Source organism: Natronobacterium texcoconense (assembly GCF_900104065.1).
Lineage (GTDB): Archaea > Halobacteriota > Halobacteria > Halobacteriales > Natrialbaceae > Natronobacterium > Natronobacterium texcoconense.
In genome coordinates this window covers 58,515-81,592 of record NZ_FNLC01000002.1, presented here as the reverse complement: position 1 = coordinate 81,592, position 23,078 = coordinate 58,515, and the positions used below count along the sequence as shown (strand labels likewise).

The following is a 23,078-nucleotide window of genomic DNA, read 5'->3' as shown; positions in this document are numbered from 1 at the left end:
ACCGTACCGAGCGTATGAGCGTCAGCGGTCTCTGCCAGATCTGTGAGTCCCGGCCGGCCCAGCAGCGGTGTGGCAACTGCGGGACACTCACCTGTCTCCAGCACTACGAGCGCGATAAGGGCCTCTGTGCCGACTGTGCTGCACAGGCACAGCCGAGTCCGGACCGCGACGACGTCGACGTCCACCGTTTCTGACCGTGACGTCGATACGGGACCTGCTCGCGGAATCTCTCGCCGTCGGGGAAACAGTCCACTGTACCCTCGAGGAGCGAGACGGCCGGCTCGTCGCCGACCACCCGAACGAGGAGAGTCCACTGGACATCGTCGTCATCGAGGGAGCCGACCGACTCGAGGAGCGGCCGCCCGACGATCCCGTCGCAGTCGAGATCGTGAGTCGGATCGTCGACGGACGGGTGGCCGCCCGAATCGTCGACGCGGATCGTCGTTCTGAGAGCCGGTAGCGAGACGGTACGAGAGTTCTCGTGGCTGATAGGCAACCAGTGACGGTCGTCCGTCGAAACAGCGCTGGTGACAAATGCGTCGACCGACGGCGATAAACCCACTCAGTCCTCCGGTTCGAGCATGCACGCGCCCGTGCCGGAGCACGATCCGACGGACCTGTACGCGGAAGCCGAGGCGTTCGTCCGGGAGTGCTACACGGAACTCGAGCGGGAAGACGAGATCGAACCGCGACTCGCCGAGATTCGCCGATCGATCGCCGAATCCGGCCACTACGAGCACACCCCCGCGGAACTCGAGCACGGCGCACGGATGGCCTGGCGAAACAGCAACCGCTGTATCGGACGCCTGTTCTGGAAGACGCTGAACGTGATCGACGCCCGTGACGCCGACGACGCCGAGAGCGTCTCCGAGGAGCTGTGTCGTCACCTCGAGGTCGCCACGAACGGCGGCGACGTCCGTCCGACTATCACGGTTTTCAGGCCGATGATCCGCGGGAGACAGCAGGTCCGTCTCTGGAACTATCAGCTGATTCGCTACGCTGGCTACGAGACCGACGACGGAATCGTCGGCGATCCGGACGAACTCGCCTTCACCGAGTACTGTCAGTCTCGAGGTTGGGAGGGAGAGTGGACCGACTACGACGTCCTCCCGTTCGTCGTCCAGATAGACGACGAGGAGCCGGAACTGTTCGAGGTTCCCGACGACCTCGTTCTCGAGGTACCGATCGAGCATCCGGACCACGACTGGTTCGCCGACCTCGGACTCCAGTGGTACGGCGTTCCCGTCGTCTCGAACATGCGCCTCGAGATCGGGGGTCTCCAGTATACGGCTGCGCCGTTCAACGGCTGGTACATGGCGACCGAGATCGCTGCCCGTAATTTCGCCGACGAGGACCGATACGATATGCTCCCGGAAGTCGCAGCCAGACTCGGGCTGGACACCGAGAGAAACCGCGAGCTGTGGAAAGACGAGGCGACCGTCGAACTGAACCGCGCAGTACTCCACTCCTACGAGCAGGCGGGCGTGAAGATCGTCGATCACCACACGGCCGCAGAACAGTTCGAAGCCTTCGAACGGCGAGAGGACGAGGCAGATCGGGAGGTAACCGGCGACTGGTCGTGGCTCGTCCCGCCGGTGTCGCCGGCGTCGACGCACATCTTCCACAAGACGTACGACAACCGGGTCGATACGCCGAACTTTTTCTATCAGGATGTGCCGTACGAGAAGTGAGGCGTCGAGCAGTCAGCTCCGCTGAAAACGGGCCACTATACCAGCAACAAGCAAAGCGACGATGACCGCAGTGACCCCGAATCCGGGCGTCGCCTCCTCGTCGATATCGTCGTCTTCGCCACCAGGAACACTGTCGTCGTCGGCGACGATGTCGTCTTCCTCGTCTTGCTCTTCCTCGACGACAGTCAGGGTCCCACTTTCGGTTAGATCACCAGCAGTGACCGCCCATCTGACGTCGCCTTCGACGGTCGTATCGAACTCGAAGCTGTCGTCCCACTGCTCGCCACCCTCGAGCGAGATCGTGGTCTCCTCGACGTCTTCACCGCCGATTACGACGGTAACGTCGGCGTCGGTGGTTCGATTCTCGTCGTTGCTGACGGTGACGTCGATCGAAGCGGTGTCCCCGTGCTCGACCTCGCTGGGCGCGTCGGTCTCGAGCTCTACCGGTGAATAGGTGCCGCTGACGAGAACGGTGCGAATCTCGTCTTCGAGTGCGTCGGGAGAGTCGTAGGCGTCTCGATCGGTGGCGTACGCCTCGAGGACGAACTCGAGGCCGGCCTCGTATTCGCTGAAGTCGTAGGAAGCAGTGAAGGTGCCGTCGGGTTCGACGACGGCGTCCCTGGCGTCGGTGAAGGTTCCGGCCGAACGAGCGCCGGTGGTGATCGAGCTACCGGGCGCGAGAGTGGTCGTCCCGGTTACCGTCGTGTTGTCCGCGTTCGGCACCTCCTGGGCGCTGTCGTTCCACTCGAGGGTCGGTTCGACGATTTCGAACTCGGTTTCGAAGTCGTGTGTTTCGTCGACGAGCGAACTGTTTTCACCGATTTCGTAGTGCAGGTCGTATCCGCCGGCTTCGAGCGGTTCGTCGGCGTCGTCGTACGCGAGTCGAAGTGCGAGGGTGCCGTCGTAGTGGTTCGGTTCCGTGTAGACTGCGGTGGCGTCCACGTGGTGGACGTCGTCTTCGGCTGCATCGGCGGGGTTCGTCGACCAGACCTTGGGTTCGACGTACCACCAGCTCGCCTGTTCGACGATCGTGAGGGAGATTTTCTCGTCGGCGAGTTCGTCGCCGATCGACTCTTTACCGTCGAGTGACTGGACGAAACCGGCTCGGTCGAACCCGTCGACAGAAACCAGGAGTTCGTCGCCGGCGGCGACGTCCGGGCGGTTCGTGATCGGTGCGTCCTGATATCCGTCGTACTCCTCGAGATCCTCGCCGATCGGTGCGGTCGAGACGTTGATCCCCGTCGCCGGCGTCGGCTGAGTTACGTCGAAAAAGGTCGTGTCGGTGTCGTATCCGGCCTCGATCACGGGGTTCCTGTACGAGTCATCGAGTTGTAGTCCAGTGACGATCCCGTACGAGCCGACCTCGAGCGGGCCGTCGTGGTCCGCAGCGCTCGCGTACTGTGGCCCCGTGAGCGCGATGTCGCCCTCGTAATCGGGGTGGACGCGCCACGAGTCGCCGTCGTTCGGCGCGTAGGTGTTGAACTGGATTACGGCCTCGTCGACGGTTCCGTCTTCGGACTCGAATCCCGTAACGGCCTGGAACTGCGTCGCCTCGGTGTCGACCATCTGGACGTAACCACGGTCTGTGTGCTCGAGCGAGACTGCGATATCGATCGTCCCACCGCTTTCAGCGGAGACGTTGCCGACGAATTCGATCGAGGCACTGTCGGTAGCGTTTGTATCTTCGTCGGAGTTGCCGACGGGTTCGAAGGCCGGTTCGTCGGCTCCTGCGGTGTTGTTCTGCAGATCATATGCTATCCCATCGTCGTACGGATCGGTGTCCGCGGCCGCGCCACCTGCAACAGCCGCGAGCAAAACGATAACGGAGAGGGCTACAATCGCTACCAGGGACACGTTCCGGTTACGGAATACGGGGCCGATTGTCATATATCGTATATCGGTCGTCGTTCGCTCTCATTGGTCGGTTGACACCATATCGGCCCACACGGGTACCGGCGTGCAGGCGTGTTGTGGCGTATCGGTTCGGCTTCTCGAGTCTGGATATGCAGAAAATTTCAAGTAATGGGAATAAGTCTTCCGGCTGACGGTCACTATCGACTAGGGGTTTTGGTGAACTGATTGCTGGCACCGGCCAGTCGGCAGTGCTCTCCCGTCGGATACCGCGGAGAAAGGACGAGAACCACGTTCCAATCCGTCCGAACGGCTACCGATACTGGTTGAGCCGTTCTTTGAGGCGCTTTGCGGCTCGTCCGCTCACGGTCGCAAACTCTTCGCCGTGCTCCTCACCGGCAAAAATGATCCCACGCGAGGAGTTGACCAGTCCGACGCCGTCGGCCAGCCCGTACTCGACTGCAGCCTCGGCGTCGCCACCCTGTGCGCCGACGCCAGGGACGAGGAACGGGAGGTCGGGTACCTGTTCGCGCAGTTCCTCGAGTTCCTCGGGCTTGGTCGCCCCCACCACGAGCCCCACGTTGTCGTTCTCGTTCCACAGGTCCGCGAGTGCGGCGACGCGTTCGTAGACGGGTTCACCGGTCTCGAGTTCCAGGTCCTGAAGGTCCTCGCCGCCAGGGTTCGAGGTCCGACAGAGGACGAACACGCCCGACTCCTCGTCGGCCAGAAACGGCTGGAGGGAGTCCCGGCCCATGTAGGGGTTGACCGTGATCGCGTCGACTTTCTCGAGCATCTGGGCGTACTGTCGGGTCGTGTTGCCGATGTCGGCTCGTTTGGCGTCCAGCAGGACGGGGACGTCCTTTCCGTGTGCGTAGGCGATGGTCTCCTCGAGGGCGCGCCAGCCGTCGGGATCCTCGTAGAAGGCCGCGTTCGGCTTGTAGACGGCGGCGTGTTCGTGCGTGGCGTCGATGATCCGCCGGTTGAACGCCCAGCGGGGTAGGTCGTACTCTTCGAGGTGGTCGGGAATCCGGTCGAGGTCGGGGTCGAGACCGACGCTGACGACGCTGTCGACCGTCCGGATGCGGTCGTGCAGTCGATCGAAGAAGTTCATGACAGCGAGTGACGCCGCGATGGTCGAAAAGGTTGCTATACTGGGCGGTGGCGCGGCTGAACCGCGGTGAGTCGCCGACGAACCGCGGGTCGACGGCCCGCGAGGGGCGAGCGAGCGGGAGGCGAACGGCCGGCGGCCGTGAGCCAGCGAGCGAGTCGGCTGGGGAGGACGTGGAATCCCTAGTTGGCGCGTGAGCAGAAAGTCGGATCGCTCGGTACGACTGTTTCAGGAGTTTTCCGCTCGAGACACAGGGATTAGTGTGTCACGTCAGGCCCAGTGTGGCTGCCCACGGACATGTTGAGATCGTCGTGGAGGTTTAGAGATTAGTTCGCGCCCGGTCCTCTGAATCAGCTAATCAATACATGTGGAACTGAGCGGCTAACCATCGATCAATTGTCGACGGTTTTGTTGAGCTATGCCCCAGATACTGTGAACCAGCGCGCTCAACTCTGCAATTGAAGACCTACAAATACGAAAGGGAGACGCTTTTCGGTCGCACGGTCGGAGTACACACTGATGGGGTTTCCCGAGATAGATTCGGCTGTGTTCTTTGGCTCGATTACAATGGTCACCTGGGGAATCTGGGTCGTCCTGGGTAACGCTGCGTCGGAGTCTATCGATCCGAGGACGGCCGCCGCGATCTCCTATCTCGTTGCGGCGCCCCTTGCACTCGGATACATCCTCGTTTCAGACGCCTCGCTTGCCATTACTGCGAGAGGGGGTCTACTCGCTGCTACGGCCGGATTGTTCACCGGAATCGGCCTGATTTCGATGTACATCGGCCTCTCCGGAGGGTCAACAACCATCGTCTCGACTCTCAGTGCGATGTACTTCGTCGTCGCGGCTCTCATCGGTATCGCTATCCTTGGAGACGAAATCACGATAACCAGATTTGCTGGAATAGTATTCGCAGTTATCGGGGTCGTCCTGGTTGCTCGCTAGAGTAGGACTCTGGGTTTTGTTAGGCACCTGTCATTACTGAATGGCACCGAGGCAAACTACGATCTGGCCTGCTACTCTCTGTCAGTAACGACTCGAGGGAGTCTCGAAACCGAACAGATCAGCTCTCGAGCAACTCGACCAGGTTCTCCTCGGGATCCCGGAGAAAGCAGATCGTCGTCCCACTCTCGGTCGTCCGCGGTTCGCTGATCGTCCGGACGTCGTCGGGCAACTCGGCGTAAAACGACTCGAGGTCGTCGACCGCAAGGGCGACGTGGGTCGCGCCGGGCTGGTTGAGCCCTGCCGCCGGCGAACCGCGCGCTTCGGGCTCGTACTCGACGAGTTCGATCCGGGTATCGCCGGCCGAAAGATGCGCGAAGCGTCCGCTCGCGTCCTCGACGTCGACCGCGTCGGAGAACGCCTCGCCGCCGACCTCGAACCGGTCGATCACCTCGAGTCCGAGGACGTCGCGGTAGAACGGAAGGACGGTCTCGAGGTCGTTGACGGTGATGCCGACGTGGTGGCCGTCGAGTTCGGGGCGTGCCATGCTCGTCGGTGCGACAGGGAGCGACGAAAAACGTTCGACTCCGGGAGCGGGCACATCCCGGTCCCACGATTATTCGGCTGGCGACCGTCCGTCCCGTATGACCCGGATCGCGCTCATCGCTCACGACGAGAAGAAACCGGAACTCGTCGAGTTCGCACAGACCCACGAGAGCCAGTTGCGAGACTACGACCTGATCGCGACCGGAACGACCGGGAAACGGCTGCTCGAGGAGACCGACCTCGACGTCGACCGGAAGGAATCGGGCCCGCTCGGTGGGGACATGATGATCGGTGCAGAGGTCGCTGCGGGCAATCTCGACGGGATCGTCTTCCTCCGGGACCCGCTCCGAGCACAGCCACACGAGCCCGATATCTCCGCACTCCTTCGGATCTGTGACGTCCACGACACCGCGCTGGCGACGAACCTCTCGTCGGCCGAGTTCCTGATCGAGGGGTTCGCGGAGTGACCCGGGGCGTCCTCGAGGCGAGCGATTCGACCGCCGAAATCGGAGCTACGAACGGATTACTGGCCTGTAGCCGGCCACTACTCTTGCTAGCCGTCGGTGCAGTTTTGCTCATGGAACGTGCGGGAGATGGTCGACGACTGGCACCCGTTTTCGACGCTCTCGAACTCCCACGATGTCACTAGGCGGGATCGCGCTGGCGACCGACTTCGCGTTGCTCATCGTCGCCGCGACGGTTCTGAGCTACGTCGCCAGGCTGACGAAACAGCCGACGATCGTCGCGTACGTCCTGACCGGCGTCGTCGTCGGGCCGATCGGCCTCGAGATCGTCACGGAAGACCAGTTGATCGAGATCGTCTCGGAACTCGGACTCGGCTTCCTCCTCTTTCTGCTGGGAATCGAGATGCGGTTCGACGACATTCGGGAGATAGCGCGTCCGGTCGGCGCGATCGCCGTCGGCCAGGCGATCCTGCAGGCGATCGCGTCGACCGCGGTCGCACTCCTGCTCGGCTTCACCCTCTTCCAGTCGCTGATGATCGCGCTCGCGACGACGTTCGGCGCGACGCCGATCATCGTCAAGGTTCTCGGCGACAAGGACGACCTGAAGTCGCTGTACGGCAAGGTCGACGTCGGCGTCCTCATCTTCCAGGACATCTATCTCGTGATGGCGCTTGCGATCCTGGCGGTCGGCACCGTCGACGATGTCGGTGAGATCGCGTTCAGCATCGGGCGCGTCTTCCTCCTGATGGGCGCGATCGGCGTCGTCGCCTACCTCGCCAGCAAGTACTTCCTGCCCGCGCTGTTGCGAGCGAGCGCCGCCAACAAGAGCACGCTCTTTACCGTCGGCATCGCGTGGGCGTTCGTCTTCATCTTCGCCGCCGAGACGCTCGAGCTGTCCATCGAGATCGGTGCCTTCCTCGCGGGGCTCGCGCTCGCGCAACTCCCCTACAGCACGGAGCTCAAAGAGCGCATGCGGCCGGCGACGAACTTCTTCATCGCCGTCTTCTTCGCCTCGATCGCGCTCCAGATGGAGGTCGACCAGCTGCTCGAGTACTGGCAGGAAGCCATCGCCGCGTCGGTCCTGTTGATCGTCGTCAACTTCTTCATCGTCTTCTCGCTGTTCTACAGCCAGCGGTTCGATGTCGAGACCTCCTTCCTGGGAACGATCTCGATGCTCCAGGTCAGCGAGTTCTCGCTCGTACTGGGGGCGCTCGCGGTCGACCAGGGATTCATCGAGGAAGGAATCCTCGGCTTCCTCAGCTTGATGGCGCTGATCACGATGCCGATCTCGACCTACTACGTCATCTACAACCGGCAGATCTACGCGGCCGTCGAACCCCTCTTGCAGCGACTCGAGCGAGAAGACACGGTCGAAGCGACCCCAGTCGAGTACGAGGATCACGCGGTGATCGTCGGCTACAGCCGATTGACGGGCGAACTCGCGGACGTCCTCGAGTCCACGGTCGACGAAATCGTCTTCGTCGAACACGGAGCCGAGTACGTCGAGGAGTTACAGGACGCAGAACACGGCTTCCTCTTCGGCAACGCCAGACACGGCGACGTCCGGCAGGAGGCGAACGTCTCCGGTGCCGATGTCGTCGTCAGCGCCGCGGAACGACTCGACGTCAACCTCCGACTGGTCGAGGACGCCCCGGACGCGCTGACTGTCGTCGTGGCTACCACCGAGGACGAGGCCACGGTGCTGTACGAGAGCGGCGCCGACTACGTCGTCGTCGGTCGCGGACTCGTCGGCGAGGAGTTGCGCGAACTGCTCGAGCGCGTCGACGACCGCGAGGCGTTCGAACGACGACTCGCCGAACTCAACGACCGCGCACGGGACGGCTCGCCACGCGAGCCCGACACGGCACCGGGAGGTGAGAGCGATGTATGAGATCCTGCTCGCGCTGACGCTGATCTTCGGCCTCGCCGCAGTCCTGTTGGTCGTCGCCGCCCAGCGAGGGCTCCCCGTGATCCCGTTTTACCTGCTTGCTGGCGTCGTCGCCGGGACGGTGATCGACGAGGGAGCATTGCTCGATCTCGCCCAGTGGGGGATCGCGTTTCTCGTCTTGCTGTTCGGCGTTCACGTGGATCTCGAGGCGGTCCGCTCTCGAGGGCGAATCAGCGTTACAGTCGGAGTCCTGCAGGCCTCGATCGTTGGCGTACTCGGGTTCGGGGCCGGGCTCGCGTTCGGACTCGATTCAGTGAACGCCGTCTATTTCGGCATCGCCGCCGCCCTGAGTTCGTCGCTCGTCGCGACGAGCTACCTCGACGACACCGGCGAGGCCCAGCCGACGTACGAACTGCTCGCCGAATCGATCCACTTCACGGAGGACGTCCTCGGGGTCCTGGCCGTGCTCGCACTTTCCGCGTTCGTCTACGCCACGGAACCGGCCATAGAGCAGTTCGCCGTCGCAGCCGGCATGCTCGCGCTCGCGCTCGTGATCCGCTACTACCTCTTCCATCGCCTGACCGCCAGACTGCGCGGCGATCCGGAGGTGATGATGCTCGTCGGCATCTCCTTCGCGATCGGATTCATCGCACTGGCCGAGGCCGCGAACCTCTCGATCGTCGTCGGCGCGTTCGCCGCCGGCATCGCCATCGCCGACGACTACCCCCACTCGCTCGAGCTCGTGGACACGATCGACGACCTGGAGGACTTCTTCACGCCGATCTTCTTCGTCACCGTCGGCGCGTTGCTCACGATACCGGGACTCGAGACGATCGGTTACGCGACGACCCTGATCGTCGCAGTTCTGGTACTGAACCCCCTGATCGTCGCGTTCGTTCTGCTTCGCGGCGGGTTCGACGGTCGAACGTCGATCCTCACCGGCCTCACGCTCGACCAGATCAGTACGTTCACGCTGTTTATCGCGATCGAGGCACTCGCCGCGGAGACGATCGTCCGGCCGCTGTTCGACGCGATCGTCCTCGCGACCGCCGTCACGATGATCGTCGCGACCTACACGAGCCGCCACGCCGGTGAGATCAACCGCCAGTTGCGCAACCGCGGCGTCGTTCGCGCACTCGGCGAACCGCTTGGCGAACGCACCCAGGTCACCGAGGGACTCGAGGATCACGTCATCGTCGTCGACTTCCAGCACGGCGGCCGGCAGGTGATCGAGGCCTGCACCCGACTCGAGCGCCCGATCGTCGTTCTCGAGGACAACCCCGTGCTGTTCGAGGAGATCCGCGACGAGTGTGACAATTACATCTACGGCGACGTGCTGAACGACCGGGTCTGGGAACTGGCGCAACTCGAGGACGCCGCAGTGGTTATCTCGCTGACGCCGGAACGGGATCGGGCCGAGACGGTGGTCGACCTCGAGACGGAGACGCCACGGATCGTTCGCGTCGAGAACACGGATGCGGCGGCCGAGTTCCTCAAGCGCGGCGCGACCGGCGTCGTCTATCCGGACGCGATCGCAGCCGAGCGGGTCGGCGACGACCTCGAGGCGCTGCTATCCGACGACATCTCGCGAGAGGAGTTCACGGAGCGAGGGCAGGCGCACTTCGAAGCGTCGGACTAACGATTATCGTAGCCGTTTGTCCGGCCGAACGACGAAGACGTCAGCGGGCGCTTCGTTGACTACGTACTTCGCGACCGTCCCGAGCAACTTCTCGGTCACGTCGGAGGCCCCCGTCGATCCGATGACGATCAGTCCGATCCCGTGTTCGTCGGCGTACTCTTCGATCGTCGTCCTGGGTACCCCCGGTTCGACCGTCGTAGTGGTCTCGACATCGCGCTTTGCGGCCTGCCGTTCGATGACGTCCATTACGTCCTTCCCTTCGTCGATCTCCCGCGCGAGCTTCTCCTCGAGTCCCTGCTGGGTCGGCTCCTCTCGCGTTCGCTCGGCGACGTAGAGGGCGTGCAGTTCGGCGTCGTGTCGATCCGCCATGTCGACTGCCCGCTCGGTCGCCAGTTCTGCGGTCTCGCTCCCGTCCGTCGGAAGGAGAATACTGTCGTACGGTACCATTACTGTGTATCTCGTCGATGGATCACGTATGAGCGTTCGGCCGGAATTTGACACAGTTCAGCCGAACGACGGCAGGACCTCCTCCTCGTAGAACTCGAGGAACTCCGCCTGTCTGTCGCCGACCTGGTGGATCGCGACCATGTCGAATCCTGCGTCGACGTACTCCTGAATCGCTTCGATGTGCTCGTCCGGATCGGGCCCGCAGGGGACCTCCTCGGCGACATCCTCCCTCGAGACGCTCTCGACTGCCTGTGCAAAGTGTGCGGGCGTCGGGAGGTCCCAGAGCAACGAACTCGGGAGGACCTCCTGTGGCCAGAGTTCGTAGACCGTGTCGATCGCCTCGTCTTCGTCCTCGGCGTAGCAGACGGTCGCCTCGCCGTAGACGGGAGCGCCGTCGTCCGCGGTCGACTCGAACTCGGAGACGAGGCCCTCGTCCGGGACGACAGTGATGAGGCCGTCGCCGATCTCGCCTGCTTTGCGGGCGGTTTTCGGGCCGTCGGCCGCGACGCCGATCTCTGGCGGTTCGTCGGGGAGTGTGTACAGTCGCGCGTTCTCGACGGTGTAGTGGTTGCCGCGATGACTGACGGTCTCGCCGCGCCAGAGCGCCCTGATGATCCAGAGTGCCTCCTTTAACATCTCGAGTCGGATCTGGTGTTCCGGCCACCCCTCACCGAGGATGTGCTCGCTCAGGTTCTCCCCGGTGCCGACCCCGAACGTGAACCGGCCCTCGAGCATCGTCGCGGCGGTGGCCGCGGCCTGGGCGATCACCGCCGGGTGGATGCGCATCGTCGGGCAGGTGACGCCGGTCCAGACCTCGAGGTCGTCGGTCGCCTGTCCGATCGCGCCGAGTACGTTCCAGACCATTGGGCTCTCTCCCTGCTCGGGAATCCAGGGATGGTAGTGATCCGAGACGTTGGCGAAGGCCAGTTCCGACGTCTCGGTCAACTGGGCGTACTCGACGAGATCGTGGGGGCCGTGCAGTTCACTGACGAGTTTGTGTCCGATTTTGACCATAGTATCTCCGTCCTCGAAACCAGGGACGGAACGGCCGACCACGGACAGTAGTATAGTACCACTCCCGACGGTTCGGTGAAGCGACTGGTCTATACTCGTGAGCCTCGAGTAGGAACCGAACGAGAACCACGTCACGCCAGCCGTTCGTAGCGAAGAAGACAACGTATACAAACGGGGTCGGCAAAAGGGGAGGTGAACAGTTCTCGATGAGTGAAATCGCCCTCGCAGCCGACTTCGCGATCATCGTCGTCGTCGCCACGGTTATCGGGCTGATCGCCCGACAGACCGGCCAGCCGACGATCATCGCGTACATCCTCACGGGGATTATCCTCGGCCCGGTCGCGTTCGACATCGTGACCGACGAGGGGTTAGTCGAGCTGATGGCCGACCTCGGCTTCGCGTTTCTCCTCTTCTTGCTGGGGCTGAAGATGCGCTTCGAGGACATCCGCGAGATTCTGCCCGCGGTGACGAACGTCGCCATCGGGCAGACGGTCCTCCAGACGGCACTTGCGTTCCTCGTGGCGTGGGCGCTCGGATTCGAAACCAATGAAATCCTCGTCATTGCACTCGCGACCGTCTTCGGTGCGACGCCGATCATCGTCAAGATCCTCACCGACAAAGACGAGATCACCTCGCTGCCGGGCAAGATCGACGTCGGCGTCCTCATCGTCCAGGACATCTACCTCGTCGTCGTCCTCGCGCTGTTTGCCACCGACGAACTCGGCGGCGCGGCCGATATCGCCTCGACGCTCGGCGTCATCCTCGTCATGATGTCGTTTATCGGCCTCTTCTCGCTGTTTTCCTCGCGCTACATCCTGCCCGGCCTGTTCCGGCGCATCGCGGATAACAAAGACGTCTTCCTCGTCGTCGCCATCGGCTGGGCGTTCCTGTTCGTTGCCATCGCCGAAGGTGCCGACCTCGATCCGAAAGTCGGCGCGTTCCTCGCCGGCCTGAGCATCGCACAGCTACCCTACAGCAAGGAACTCGAGGACCGCATCACGCCGATCACGGACTTCTTCATCCTCGTGTTCTTCGCCACCATCGGGCTCCAGATCGATGGACTCTCGAGTCTGCTGGCCTACTGGTGGCAGGCGATCGTCGCCTCTGTCGTCCTGATGGTCGGCAACTTCTGGATCATGTTCTACCTCATCGACCGCGAAGGGTTCGACGTCGAGACCTCGTTCCTGGGTTCGATCAACATGGTCCAGGTCAGCGAGTTCTCGCTGATCGTCGGCGCGCTCGCGATCGACCAGGGGCTCATCGGCTCCGACGTCCTGGGATACCTGAGCCTGATGGCACTCCTGACGATGGGCGTTTCGACGTACATCATCGCCTACAACCACGCGATCTACGCGCGCCTCGAGCCGTGGTTCCGCCGGTTCGAGTCCGGTGACGAGAAAGACGCGGAGATCAGCACGTACGACGATCACGCGATCGCCATCGGCTACGACGAGATCACCGAGCGTGCGCTGCCGCTGCTCGAGGAAAAGTACGGCGAGGTCGTCATCATCGACCGACAGACCGACCACATCGAGGAACTCGAGCGTGAGGGGCGATACGAAGCGGTCTTCGGCGACTTCCGTCACACCGAGGTTCGCAAGGAGGCGAACCTGAAGGGTGCCGCGTTCGTGCTCAGCTCGAGCGTCGAACGCGAAGTCAACGAGGCGCTACTCGCCGAAGTCGACGACGACGCGACCGTGTTCGTCGAGGCCGAACGGATCGACGACGCACGCGCACTCTACGAGCAGGGAGCCACCTACGTCATCATGAGTACGCATCTCGCCGCCGAGAAGCTGAGCGAGTACCTCGAACTGTACGTCTCCGATCGGGCGGCGTTCGACGAGGCAGTCGCCCGCGACGCCGACGGGATCGAGGCTCGGCGGCGGCGTTCGGCCGAACGACTCGAGGAGGGAGACCCCGTGACCGGAACCGACGTCGTCGACGATCCGGGTGGTGAGTTCCATGACTGAGGCGCTGGTGATCGCGCTAGCGGTCGTTTTCGTGACCGCCGGCATCCTGTCGCTGATCGCGAACCACTTCGGGCTCTCGCCGATCCCGTTCTACATCATCGCCGGGCTGATCACGGGCCAGTTCGCGTTCGTCACGGAAGACGAGATCGTCGTTCTCGCCCAGTGGGGGATCGCCTTCCTCGTGTTCGTCTTCGCGATCCGGATCGACTTCGGCGACCTCGAGTCAGTGCTGCGGGACGCCGAACTCGCGGCCGTCACGCAACTGGTCGTCGTCGCGCCGATCGCGTTCGCGGTCGGCTACCTGTTCGGTGACCTGTTCGGCTTCGACAACGTCGTTCGGAACGCCGTCTACTTCAGCGCGGCCGTCGTCCTGAGTTCCTCGCTGGTCGGCGGCGTCGTACTCGGGACGGAGATCCGCGAGAACCTCGTCCACGGGCGGCTGGCGTCGTCGATTCACTTCTTCGACGACCTGGTCGCGATCGCGTTACTGCTGGTCCTCAGTACCGAGGTCGTCACGGCCGACGCCGTCGCCGCCCAGATCGGCTACGGCGTCGTGCTGGTTCTCGCTGGACTGGTAATCTACCGCCACGGCTTCCCGATTCTGGTCCGACTCGCCGACGGCGACGGTGAACTCGTGCTCGTGGGGAGCATCTCGATCCTGATCGCGTTCATCGCCGCTGCGGAGTACGTCGAACTCTCGATCGTCGTCGGCGCGTTCGCCGCCGGCGTCGCCATCCGCAGCGACGGCACGCAGGCCCTCGAGGTCCAGAACGGGATCAGTTCGATCACGGACTTCTTCGTCGCGATCTTCTTCGTGACGGTCGGCGCGCTGGTCGCGATCCCGTCGATCGAAGTCCTGCTCATGGCGGCCGCGCTCGCGGCGCTCGTGCTCGTCCTGAATCCGATCGTCCACATTCTCTCCTTTGTCTACGAGGGATACGACTCCCGGACCGCGTTCCTGGCGGGCTCGAGTCTCAACCAGGTCAGCGAGTTCTCGCTGATCATCGCGATCCAGGCGGCGACGATGGGGACGATCGCAGGCCAACTGTTCGACGCGATCATTCTCGCAGCGGCCGTGACGATGCTTCTCACGTTCCTCGCACGACGGTCCGAAGACCTGGTCTACGAGACGATCATCGTCCGACTGTTCCGGGGCCAGCGGACGCGAAAAGTCGACGAGCGAAGCAGGGTCGACGACCTCGAGGATCACGTCGTCGTCGTCGGTTACGGCCGGATCGGTCGCCGCATCGTCGAGAAACTCGAGGAACTCGACCAGCCGTACGTCGTCCTCGAGAACGATCCAGTGTTGTGGGACGAACTCGACACCGAGTGTCGCAACTACGTCCTGGGTGACGCGATGGCGGCCTACCCTTGGAAGAAAGCCCAGGTTGCGGACGCGGCGCTGGTCTGGTCGACCGTCGACCACCGTCCGGTGTCGGAGACTGCCCTCGAGATCGGGGCCGACGCCGACGTCGTGCTCCGCTCCGGGTCGGTCGACGACGCGAGCGAGTTACTCGAGTCCGGCGCAATCTACGTCGCCGTTCCGAACGTCCTCACGGGCGAACAGCTGATCTCGACCGTCGAAGCTCTCGCTGCTGACGAGACGGATTCGACGACGCTCGAGCGCGAGCAGCGCGAGTACTTCCAGGCGCTCGAGCGGTACGGGTTCGCGACGCGGGACGAGCGGGTCTGAGATGGCCCGTGGGGTTTCGGCCCGGGTTGGACGGCTCGAGTGCACGAACTGTTTTCGTGGCGTCGTCTCCGTTCGCGACTGTCAGAAGGGCGTTCTCGAGCAGGTTGACGTGCGCTGAAATCCGCAAAGTCCGTGGTCCGGGAGGAGTTCCGAAGATCGCCCTCTCGTAGTCGAACGAGCGACGATCCTACTCGTTGTACGTTGAACAGGGTAGCACCACAGCCAACAGCTCGTAGAAGATGTCAACCTCCGAACTCTCTGGTATCCGACGTCGATTCCGCAGAGGAAGAACGAGGTGGCACGCGATCCACGTCGAGTGCGCGCATACTCTCCGTCCGCAGTTCATCTGGATCGTACTCTCCGTTCAGGAGTGCACCGAGGCTGTCGGCGAGTTGGTCGGCTGCGAGGAGGTCCGGAACGATGACGTAGGTTGCCCCTCGGTCGATGAGTTCGGCGGCCATCGGCAGTTCGTTGGTCCGGACGATGACGTCGACGGTATCGGTAAACGACAGGAAGTACTCGGTGAGGGGCTTCGATTCGGCCGTAGAGATAACCAGCTCTGCCGACTCGAGGTTGGCCACCGCTGCCGTTTCAGGCTCGATTGCGTCGCCGAATACGTAGGCGTCGCACTCGGCCCGAAGATCGGGCAATGCCTGCGGGTTGTTCTCGATGACGACGTAGGGCTGATCGAACTCCTCACAGAACTCGACGAGTCGACGGCCCTGCCGACCATACCCAACGACGACGACGTGGTCAGAGATGTCTTCGGGAACGGAGTTCCAATCGTCGACGTCGTGATACGGCTCTCCAAGCCAGCCGCGATTCACCATCACCCCGTAAATTTCCTCGTCGTAGGTGTGAGTTACATTCGAGAGAATCATCGACACCGCAGCGGCCAGGATGATCGCCTCGAACACCGGCTCGATCAGGAGCCCGAGGACGAGCGCTTCGATAGCGACGATGACGCTGAACTCGCCGACGTGATCCAGATCGAGTCCTGTAACGGTTGCCGATCGCCTGTCGTATCCGGTGTACACGAGCAGGGCGGCGGTGACGATCGGCTTGATCACGACCGTCAGGATCACGAGGCCGAGTGCAACCGTGGCGACAGGGACGAAGGGAGCGAGCGTGGCCAATGGATCGGACACTAACCCGATCGGTACGAAGGGGACGAGAGCGGCCGAAGGGTCGGATACTACCGTGATCGGCGAGGGAAGCGTTACCAGCGCCCCAACAGTGGCAAAGAAAATCGCGACGAAGAACTCCTGGATCGACGTTACCCCGTTGAATACCTCCGAGTACTCGACCGGGTTGTCCCTGACTGCGATCCCGGCGGCGAACGCGCCGACGACGATCGAAGTTTCGAGGAACTCCGCCGCGGCGAGGAAGACGATCAACAGCGCCACGATACTGATCAACATCGCCTCGTCGGAACCACCCGCGAGCCGTTCGACGATGCCGAAGAGATACCGGTTGACGATGATCGCCGCGGCGAGAAGCATGATGCCGTATCCAAGCTGCATCGCAATCGGATCCAGGGCGAAGGTGCCGGCGCTGACGACGAGCAGGAGGAACACCGCCAAAAGATCGTTGAACGAATCGATCTCACTCGAGAGGGAGTCGTGAACGATGTCGGTCTGCGATTTCGCAAACAGCGTGGTCCCGACGATCGACGACGACAGCGCAGCCGCGATCCCGACGAACAGCGCCTGTTCGACTGTCAGTGGCTCGTCGATCCCCACACCTGCGAGGGCCTCGGACTCCAGTGCGATACCGACCGCGAGCGCAAAGAGGATCCCGAGCGCCCCGAGTACGAGCATCTGAACGATCGCGACGATTTCGGTGTTCGAGACGACCGTTCGAACGCGTTCGGTGTTGATCTGCACGCTAAAGGTGAAGACGAGAAACGCGATCCCGAGCCGAGAAAGCTCGAGCATGAGTTCCCCGTCGATGATACCCAGCTGTCCGACGAGCAACCCGGCCAGGATAAGCGACGGGATGAGTGACAGCCGCAGCCCCTTCGCGATCAGCAACAGCGGCCCGACGACGACGAACAGGACCGCCAGTGCGGTGAGTAACGCGACGTCAGTCATCGTCACCACCCGGTCGATCCGTAATGTCGGGGAACAGTCGGCCGCTTCGCAACAACTCCATGTCCGCAGCGATTTCCCGGTCGAAACTCGATCTGTTCTCGACGTACGACTCGAGGTATTCCATGAACTGTGCGACGCCGAGCTGTGGAGCCATGATGACGTACCCCGCGCCAAGGTCGTACAGTTTCTCTGCTTCCTCCGCAGTTTTGGCCTCGACGAACACGGTCGTCTCCTCCGAAGTCTCCCTGAGAATCATCTCGTTGATCTCCATCTGGTCGGACGACGAGAACACGAAGTCTGCGTATTTGACGCCGGCATCCTTGCGAATCTTCTCGTACTGGAAGTCACCGAACAGAACTTCGTACCCAGCCTTTTCGATCGCCTCGACGTGCTCGACGTTGCGATCGACGACCACGATTTCGTCGTACCGCTCCTCGAGGATCCGCAACGCTCTGCGTGCGATCTCGTCGTAGCCGACCACGACGACGTGGTCTCGATACTCCGTGTCGGCCGGCTCGACGGGATCGATTTGTTCCCACCGCGAGAGGTGCGGTTTCACCCGCTCGAACAGCTGTTTGTTGTACTGGATAAAGTACACTGAGACGCTCATCGTCAGCAGCGCGACGAGGGTGATGAAGCCGAGTTCCTCCTGTCCAATGAACGGGGGATCGCTCTCGGCCGCAGCGACGGCGACGACGATCCCGAACTCGCTAACCTGGATCATCCCGATGCTGCCGAGGAACGTCGTCTCGAGGTCGAACTGCTGCCAGTAGAGAAGCGTGAAGAATACGACGAACTTGACGACCAGCAATACCACGGCGACGACGATCGCCTCCGTCCAGTATTCGAGGAGATGTCGGGCTTCGAAGTCGAGGGCGACGGAGACGAAAAACACCATCACGAACAGGTCGGTCAACGGGTTGACTCGGCCCTGGAGGTCCTTGCTGTAGGGAAGCTGTGCGATCGCTAGCCCGGCGAGGAACGCTCCCATCTCGACGGAGAGATACGCGTCGACTCCAAACGGTGCGAGGAGAACATCGATCTGGTCGGAGACGAGGACGAACAGGAAGAGCCACGAGATGGCGACGAGGAACAGGAACGTCGTATCGTCAGCGATCCGCCGAAAGAGCGGCGGGAGCACGTACCTGGACGCGGCGATCGCCGCGACGGTGGTGACCGTGACCAGAACCATCACGACCGCGAGCGTCGCCGCCACGTCTGCAGCGTCCTCGGGACGGCCTGCGGCCAGTACCGCGAGAATGATGACGACGACGATGTCCTGAGCGAGGAGGATGCCGACGTCGATCTTGCCGTGGAGCGACGTCGCTTCTCCCTTGTCGTTTAACATCTTGATGACCACGGCGGTCGAGCTGTACATTACCGCCAGACCGATGATTACCGCCTCCTCGAAGGAAAACGGGAGGGCGATCGCGAGCCCGAACCCGACGAGCCCGATCGCGGCCATCTGCGGAATCGAGATCTTTACGATCGGAGCGATGAGGTGTCGGATATCGCCGATGCGCATCTTGATGCCGAGCAGGAACAACAAAAATGCCAGACCGAGCTCGGCCATCGTGTCTGTGATAATGCTCGGCTCTACGATTCCAAGTCCGACTGGACCGATTACCACGCCGGTGAGGATGTATCCGATGATCGTCGGTTGCCCTAGCTTTACAGCGAGCACGCCGACGATCGCAGCGGCGACGAGGATCGTGGCTACGTCACTCGCGAGGCCGACCTCGACCATACCCTAGCTCACCTGGGCTCGGTCTTCTCTTCGGGAAATAAAAAGCTCGTGGGAGTAGTTATCCAGGGGTTGAAACAGTGAGTGGACGACGTTCGATCACCGAGGAAGCTCAATCAATCAGGTACGACAGCCCGCCCTATACGAGGTGATGCGGGTATCTCACACCGGCCCACCGAAGTATTCGTGCACAAACAACACGAGAAGCAACCCGACGACGAAAGACGGAATGGCGACGGTCGTCGTCAGATCGATCGCATCTGCCATCCCGAGTGCGCCGGCGACGAGCAATCCGACACCCACGGCGTAGACGACCAGATTACGGCCGATCCGAAGCACTTGGGCGGTTTCGAACACGCCAGTAGATACCGGCGGCCGCATCAAAGAAATGGCGTTTCGTCCCGGGAACCGATCGAGGTTGGGTCCCGTCCATACGACTACTGTAAGTCAATACCAGCGCAACCGCGACCTGTCCTGCGGTTGCGCGGGAAATCGTTACAGTAATCGCCTCACTGAAGGTGAAGCGGCGCGTGATCGGCTTGTCGCTCGAGTTCGTCCCGCTGGTACTCCCGGAGTTCCGCGCGCGTTAGTTCACCCTCGAACAGGTCCTCGATCTGCTGAGCCAGTTGCTGGCCCGCGAGCAGTTCGGGGTGACCGACGTACAATGCGCCTTCGTCGAGTAATTCGAGAGCGGTCGCCCGGTCTCTCGATCGCAGCGTCACGTCGGCTGCAACGTCCAGCGAGAGGATGCGACGCGAGACTGGGCGGGAATCGACCGTCGAGAGGACGAGTTTCGCGTCCTCGACGTTGGCTTTCTCCCAGGTGTAGTCTTCCATCGCGTCGCCGACGACGGCGGCCTCACACTCGTTGATGACCGCTTCCCTGCGGGCGGGATCGTTCTCGATGACGACGTAGGGATGATCGAGGTCCTCGCAGGTTTCGACGAGTCTCGCCCCCTGTCGTCCGTACCCGACGATGACGACGTGATCGGAGATGCCGTCGGGCACGTCGCTCCACTCGTCGATCCGGTCGTGCTTTCCGTCTATTACGCCGCGGTCGGCGAGCGCGCGGTAGATCTCCTCGTTGTACCGGTTGGTCAGACTCGAGGTGATCATCGTCACCGCAGCGGCGAGGATGATCGCGTCGAAGACGGCCGGGCTCAACGCCTCGAACGTGAGCGCCTGGATCGCGATGATCAGCCCGAATTCGCTGACCTGATCGGTGTTGAGGCTGGCGAGGGTCGCCGATCGAGCCTCGTATCCGCGAGCGATCAGGATCGCCGTAGTGACGGCTGGCTTCACGACCGCGGTCAGGACGACCAGGCCTGCAACGAGGGCGAGCTTCTCGACGGACTCGGTCCACCCGATTTCGCCGATGAACGGGAAAACGACGAGCGCGCCGACCGTGACGAAGAAGATCGCGACGAAGAAGTCCCTTATCGACTGCAGCCCGTTGAACAGCCCGAGGTACTCGACGGGGTCGTGTCGCACCGCGAGCCCGGCCGCGAACGCCCCGACGACGATCGAAATACCGGCGAGCTCGGCCGCGCCGACGAATATCGTGAGCAACGCGACGACCCCCAGAATCATGAGTTCGTCCGAGTCCCCGGCCAATCGGCCGATGACGTCGAACACGTACCTGTTGACGAGGACGGCCGCGCCCAACAGTGCTGCTCCACCAGCGAGCGCCGGTCCCACGTATCCAGCCTCGAGCGTGCCGGCGCCGAGAAGTAACACGATGACGACGGCGACCAGGTCCTGAACGAAGTGCAGCGACTGTGCCAGTCGGCCGCGAACGAGATCTGTGGTGATCTCCCGGTGTAACAGGCCTGTGCCGACGATCGTCGACGAGAGTGCGACAGCGATCCCGAGGTAGATCGCGTCGGTGGGCGAGACGCCAAGGAGGATACCGAACCCGATGCCGAGCGAGCCGACGACGAGGATCTGGCCGAGCGCTGCGAGCTCACCGTCGACGATCACCGTCCGGATCGCCGCGAGGTCGACCCGCGTCGCCCACGTGAACACGAGCAGTGCGATTCCGTAGTACGCAAGCTCGAGCAGCGGATCCGGCTCGACGACCCAGCCGGCGAGCAGTCCACCGAGGACCAGCGCCGGCACCGCCGGCAGATCGAATCGGTGAGCGACGAGCAGGAGAGGACCGGTCACGATGAAGAGTATCGAGACCGCCGTGAGCAGTTCACTCATCGAGACCACCCCCGAGTCGGCTGCGGGCCTCCGGGAGCGGATCCGGCGTCTCGAGCAGTTCGACATCGCTGTCGATCGCTTCCATCAGGACATCTTCCTCTTCCTCGAGGTAGGTCCGGAGGTACTCCGCGAGTCTGTCGGCTGCGAGGTATGGTGTCATGATAACGCAGTGAGCACCGCTGTCGTAGAGGTCGCGTGCGTGTTCGATCCGCTTCGCCTCGACGAACACCGTTGCGTCGTCGCTGACGTCCCTGAGCAACGCCTCGTTTACCGCTGGATCACCCGCTGACGAGAGGACGAAGTCGGCCTTCTTCACGGCCGCGTCCTTTCGGATCGTGGCGTTTCTGGCGTCGCCGAAGATTACATCGTATCCTTCTTCCTCGAGGGTTTCGATGTGGCTGACGGTTCGGTCGACGACGACGACGTCCTCGTAGTTGTCGGCAAGCAGCGGGAGAGAGTTTTTCGTTACCTCGTCGTACCCGATGACGACGGCGTGGTCGCGGTACTCCCGCTTGCCGCTTTCGAACTCGCGGTCGCCGGTCCACCGGTCGATCGGCGCCTCGAACCGGTCGTATAGTGCGTGGTTGAACTCGACGAGGTAGACGGAGACGCTCATCGTGAAGATCGCCAGTAGCGTCATGAACCCGAGCACCTCGGCTGGGATGAAGTCGCCCTCGTAGGCGACGGCGGCGACGATGATCCCGAACTCGCTGACCTGGATCATGTTGATGGAGCCGAGGAACGTCGTCTCGGAGTCGAAGCCCTGCCAGTCGAGCAGGTAGAAGAACACGAGGAATTTCACCGGCATCAACACGAGTCCGGCGATAATCGCCTCGTGCCAGTGGGCGAGCAACTCCGCGGCCCGCAGATCGAGCGCGACGGAGACGAAGAACACCATCACGAACAGGTCGGTCAGCGGATTGACCCGGTCCTGGAGTTCCTTGCTGTAGGGAAGCTGGGCGAGGGCCAGCCCTGCCATGAACGCCCCCATCTCGATCGAGAGGTACGCAGTGATTCCGAAGGGTTCCAGAAAGAGGTTGATGTTTTCGGAGACGAAGACGAACAGGAACGCCCACGAGAGAGCGACGAGGAAGAATACCTCCTTGTCGTCGGCGATACGGCGGAAGACCGTCGGCAGTACCGACTGGGAGGCACCGATCGCCGCGACGGTGATGATCGCGACGAGGACGAGAACGACGGCCAGCGTCGTGGCGACCTCTGCCAGGTCGTCCGGCCGGCCGGCAGCGAGCACCGCGAGGATGATGACGACGACGATGTCCTGCACGAGGAGGACGCCGACGTCGATCTTGCCGTGTAACGACGTCGCCTCGTCTTTGTCGTTCAGCATCTTGATGACGACCGCCGTCGAACTGTACATCACCGCGAGGCCGATCAGGAACGACTCGAGAAGGCCAAACGGCGGCAAGGCGAGCGCCACGCCCATTCCGGCGAGAAAGATGGCGAGCATCTGCGGGATCGAAATCTTGACGATCGGCGTGAGGACGTGCCTGACGTCGTCGAGTCGCATCTTGATCCCGAGCAGGAACAGCAGAAAGGCGAGTCCGAGTTCCGAAAGCAGGTCGGTGAGTTCGCTGACCTCGACGATTCCCAGGGCTGCCGGCCCGATCACCACGCCTACGAGAATGTAGGCGATGATCGTCGGCTGTCCCGTCCGTTTGGCGGCGAAGCCGGCGAGCGTCGCGCTGAGAATAATAATGGCGAGATCGAGAGTGAGTGCTACCTCTGTGACCATTCGGTACGAACTGACGGGTCCCCCGAATTAA

At 62.5% G+C, this 23,078-nt stretch carries 19 protein-coding genes; 9 read left to right on the top strand and 10 right to left on the bottom strand.

From position 1 onward, the window contains the following. Nucleotides 1–14: 14 nt before the first annotated feature. The 3 genes from BLR35_RS07760 to BLR35_RS07750 all read left to right on the top strand — a co-directional run bounded on the left by BLR35_RS07760 (nucleotide 15) and on the right by BLR35_RS07750 (nucleotide 1,691). Nucleotides 15–194, top strand: coding sequence for a hypothetical protein (locus BLR35_RS07760; RefSeq protein ID WP_090382849.1), 180 nt, complete (start codon nucleotides 15–17; stop codon nucleotides 192–194). Between the two features lie 2 nt (nucleotides 195–196). After that, complete coding sequence (locus tag BLR35_RS07755; protein WP_090380008.1) at nucleotides 197–460, top strand: hypothetical protein; 264 nt, start codon at nucleotides 197–199, stop codon at nucleotides 458–460. 121 nt (nucleotides 461–581) lie between these two features. Then, complete coding sequence (locus tag BLR35_RS07750; protein ID WP_090380005.1) at nucleotides 582–1,691, top strand: nitric oxide synthase oxygenase; 1,110 nt, start codon at nucleotides 582–584, stop codon at nucleotides 1,689–1,691. A 12-nt stretch (nucleotides 1,692–1,703) separates the two neighbouring features. On the opposite strand, the gene BLR35_RS07745 is transcribed toward BLR35_RS07750, so the two are convergent. After that, nucleotides 1,704–3,545 carry a BGTF surface domain-containing protein gene (locus BLR35_RS07745; protein ID WP_090382847.1) on the bottom strand — a complete coding sequence of 614 codons (1,842 nt, stop codon included), beginning with the start codon at nucleotides 3,543–3,545 and terminating at the stop codon, nucleotides 1,704–1,706. A gap of 310 nt (nucleotides 3,546–3,855) precedes the next feature. Beyond that, nucleotides 3,856–4,653 (bottom strand): orotidine-5'-phosphate decarboxylase, encoded by a 798-nt coding sequence (gene pyrF / locus BLR35_RS07740; protein ID WP_090380003.1) that lies wholly within the window; start codon nucleotides 4,651–4,653, stop codon nucleotides 3,856–3,858. A gap of 516 nt (nucleotides 4,654–5,169) precedes the next feature. Between pyrF and BLR35_RS07735 the strand changes: the two genes are divergently transcribed. Beyond that, nucleotides 5,170–5,595, top strand: a complete 426-nt coding sequence (locus tag BLR35_RS07735) for an EamA family transporter (protein WP_090380001.1) — start codon at nucleotides 5,170–5,172, stop codon at nucleotides 5,593–5,595. Between the two features lie 118 nt (nucleotides 5,596–5,713). Here BLR35_RS07735 and BLR35_RS07730 read toward each other — a convergent pair whose 3' ends face one another. Beyond that, complete coding sequence (locus BLR35_RS07730; protein ID WP_090379998.1) at nucleotides 5,714–6,139, bottom strand: VOC family protein; 426 nt, start codon at nucleotides 6,137–6,139, stop codon at nucleotides 5,714–5,716. A gap of 97 nt (nucleotides 6,140–6,236) precedes the next feature. Between BLR35_RS07730 and mgsA the strand changes: the two genes are divergently transcribed. From mgsA to BLR35_RS07710, 3 genes are all read left to right on the top strand, one after another. Next, a complete protein-coding gene (gene mgsA / locus BLR35_RS07725; RefSeq protein ID WP_090379995.1) occupies nucleotides 6,237–6,605 on the top strand; it encodes a methylglyoxal synthase in 369 nt (122 codons plus the stop codon). A gap of 172 nt (nucleotides 6,606–6,777) precedes the next feature. Then, on the top strand, nucleotides 6,778–8,493 hold the full coding sequence (locus BLR35_RS07715; RefSeq protein WP_090379989.1) for a cation:proton antiporter: 1,716 nt from the start codon (nucleotides 6,778–6,780) through the stop codon (nucleotides 8,491–8,493). Next, the gene (locus tag BLR35_RS07710) at nucleotides 8,486–10,129 is read left to right on the top strand and encodes a cation:proton antiporter (protein WP_090379986.1); all 1,644 of its coding nucleotides are present in this window, start codon (nucleotides 8,486–8,488) and stop codon (nucleotides 10,127–10,129) included. Before BLR35_RS07715 ends, BLR35_RS07710 begins: the two co-directional genes overlap by 8 nt. A gap of 3 nt (nucleotides 10,130–10,132) precedes the next feature. Here BLR35_RS07710 and BLR35_RS07705 read toward each other — a convergent pair whose 3' ends face one another. Both BLR35_RS07705 and BLR35_RS07700 read right to left on the bottom strand, forming a co-directional pair. Next, complete coding sequence (locus BLR35_RS07705; RefSeq protein WP_090379983.1) at nucleotides 10,133–10,576, bottom strand: universal stress protein; 444 nt, start codon at nucleotides 10,574–10,576, stop codon at nucleotides 10,133–10,135. Between the two features lie 57 nt (nucleotides 10,577–10,633). Beyond that, nucleotides 10,634–11,590 (bottom strand): TIGR03557 family F420-dependent LLM class oxidoreductase, encoded by a 957-nt coding sequence (locus tag BLR35_RS07700; RefSeq protein WP_090379980.1) that lies wholly within the window; start codon nucleotides 11,588–11,590, stop codon nucleotides 10,634–10,636. A gap of 206 nt (nucleotides 11,591–11,796) precedes the next feature. Between BLR35_RS07700 and BLR35_RS07695 the strand changes: the two genes are divergently transcribed. After that, nucleotides 11,797–13,560, top strand: coding sequence for a cation:proton antiporter (locus tag BLR35_RS07695; RefSeq protein ID WP_090379977.1), 1,764 nt, complete (start codon nucleotides 11,797–11,799; stop codon nucleotides 13,558–13,560). Continuing rightward, nucleotides 13,553–15,253, top strand: a complete 1,701-nt coding sequence (locus tag BLR35_RS07690) for a cation:proton antiporter (RefSeq protein WP_090379975.1) — start codon at nucleotides 13,553–13,555, stop codon at nucleotides 15,251–15,253. Before BLR35_RS07695 ends, BLR35_RS07690 begins: the two co-directional genes overlap by 8 nt. Before the next feature lie 242 nt (nucleotides 15,254–15,495). On the opposite strand, the gene BLR35_RS07685 is transcribed toward BLR35_RS07690, so the two are convergent. The 5 genes from BLR35_RS07685 to BLR35_RS07665 all read right to left on the bottom strand — a co-directional run bounded on the left by BLR35_RS07685 (nucleotide 15,496) and on the right by BLR35_RS07665 (nucleotide 23,047). Beyond that, the gene (locus BLR35_RS07685) at nucleotides 15,496–17,346 is read right to left on the bottom strand and encodes a cation:proton antiporter domain-containing protein (protein ID WP_090379972.1); all 1,851 of its coding nucleotides are present in this window, start codon (nucleotides 17,344–17,346) and stop codon (nucleotides 15,496–15,498) included. Continuing rightward, nucleotides 17,339–19,093: a cation:proton antiporter gene (locus BLR35_RS07680; protein ID WP_090379969.1), complete on the bottom strand. Its 1,755-nt coding sequence runs from the start codon at nucleotides 19,091–19,093 to the stop codon at nucleotides 17,339–17,341. Before BLR35_RS07680 ends, BLR35_RS07685 begins: the two co-directional genes overlap by 8 nt. A 159-nt stretch (nucleotides 19,094–19,252) precedes the next feature. Next, entirely contained in the window at nucleotides 19,253–19,447 is a 195-nt protein-coding gene (locus BLR35_RS07675) for a hypothetical protein (protein WP_170830992.1), read from the bottom strand. Nucleotides 19,448–19,599: 152 nt separating this feature from the next. Then, entirely contained in the window at nucleotides 19,600–21,294 is a 1,695-nt protein-coding gene (locus BLR35_RS07670) for a cation:proton antiporter (RefSeq protein ID WP_090379962.1), read from the bottom strand. Beyond that, nucleotides 21,287–23,047: a cation:proton antiporter gene (locus BLR35_RS07665; protein WP_090379959.1), complete on the bottom strand. Its 1,761-nt coding sequence runs from the start codon at nucleotides 23,045–23,047 to the stop codon at nucleotides 21,287–21,289. The genes BLR35_RS07670 and BLR35_RS07665 overlap by 8 nt, the downstream gene beginning before the upstream one ends. Nucleotides 23,048–23,078: the final 31 nt, after the last annotated feature.

Bases quoted from the DNA above. Each gene is read 5' to 3' on its own strand.
- BLR35_RS07680 (WP_090379969.1), bottom strand. From the start codon at position 19,093: ATGGTCGAGGTCGGCCTCGCGAGTGACGTAGCCACGATCCTCGTCGCC.
- pyrF (WP_090380003.1), bottom strand. From the start codon at position 4,653: ATGAACTTCTTCGATCGACTGCACGACCGCATCCGGACGGTCGACAGC.
- BLR35_RS07735 (WP_090380001.1), top strand. From the start codon at position 5,170: ATGGGGTTTCCCGAGATAGATTCGGCTGTGTTCTTTGGCTCGATTACA.
- BLR35_RS07715 (WP_090379989.1), top strand. From the start codon at position 6,778: ATGTCACTAGGCGGGATCGCGCTGGCGACCGACTTCGCGTTGCTCATC.
- BLR35_RS07760 (WP_090382849.1), top strand. From the start codon at position 15: ATGAGCGTCAGCGGTCTCTGCCAGATCTGTGAGTCCCGGCCGGCCCAG.
- BLR35_RS07705 (WP_090379983.1), bottom strand. From the start codon at position 10,576: ATGGTACCGTACGACAGTATTCTCCTTCCGACGGACGGGAGCGAGACC.
- BLR35_RS07710 (WP_090379986.1), top strand. From the start codon at position 8,486: ATGTATGAGATCCTGCTCGCGCTGACGCTGATCTTCGGCCTCGCCGCA.
- BLR35_RS07665 (WP_090379959.1), bottom strand. From the start codon at position 23,047: ATGGTCACAGAGGTAGCACTCACTCTCGATCTCGCCATTATTATTCTC.
- BLR35_RS07690 (WP_090379975.1), top strand. From the start codon at position 13,553: ATGACTGAGGCGCTGGTGATCGCGCTAGCGGTCGTTTTCGTGACCGCC.
- BLR35_RS07685 (WP_090379972.1), bottom strand. From the start codon at position 17,346: ATGACTGACGTCGCGTTACTCACCGCACTGGCGGTCCTGTTCGTCGTC.
- BLR35_RS07750 (WP_090380005.1), top strand. From the start codon at position 582: ATGCACGCGCCCGTGCCGGAGCACGATCCGACGGACCTGTACGCGGAA.
- mgsA (WP_090379995.1), top strand. From the start codon at position 6,237: ATGACCCGGATCGCGCTCATCGCTCACGACGAGAAGAAACCGGAACTC.
- BLR35_RS07730 (WP_090379998.1), bottom strand. From the start codon at position 6,139: ATGGCACGCCCCGAACTCGACGGCCACCACGTCGGCATCACCGTCAAC.
- BLR35_RS07670 (WP_090379962.1), bottom strand. From the start codon at position 21,294: ATGAGTGAACTGCTCACGGCGGTCTCGATACTCTTCATCGTGACCGGT.
- BLR35_RS07700 (WP_090379980.1), bottom strand. From the start codon at position 11,590: ATGGTCAAAATCGGACACAAACTCGTCAGTGAACTGCACGGCCCCCAC.
- BLR35_RS07695 (WP_090379977.1), top strand. From the start codon at position 11,797: ATGAGTGAAATCGCCCTCGCAGCCGACTTCGCGATCATCGTCGTCGTC.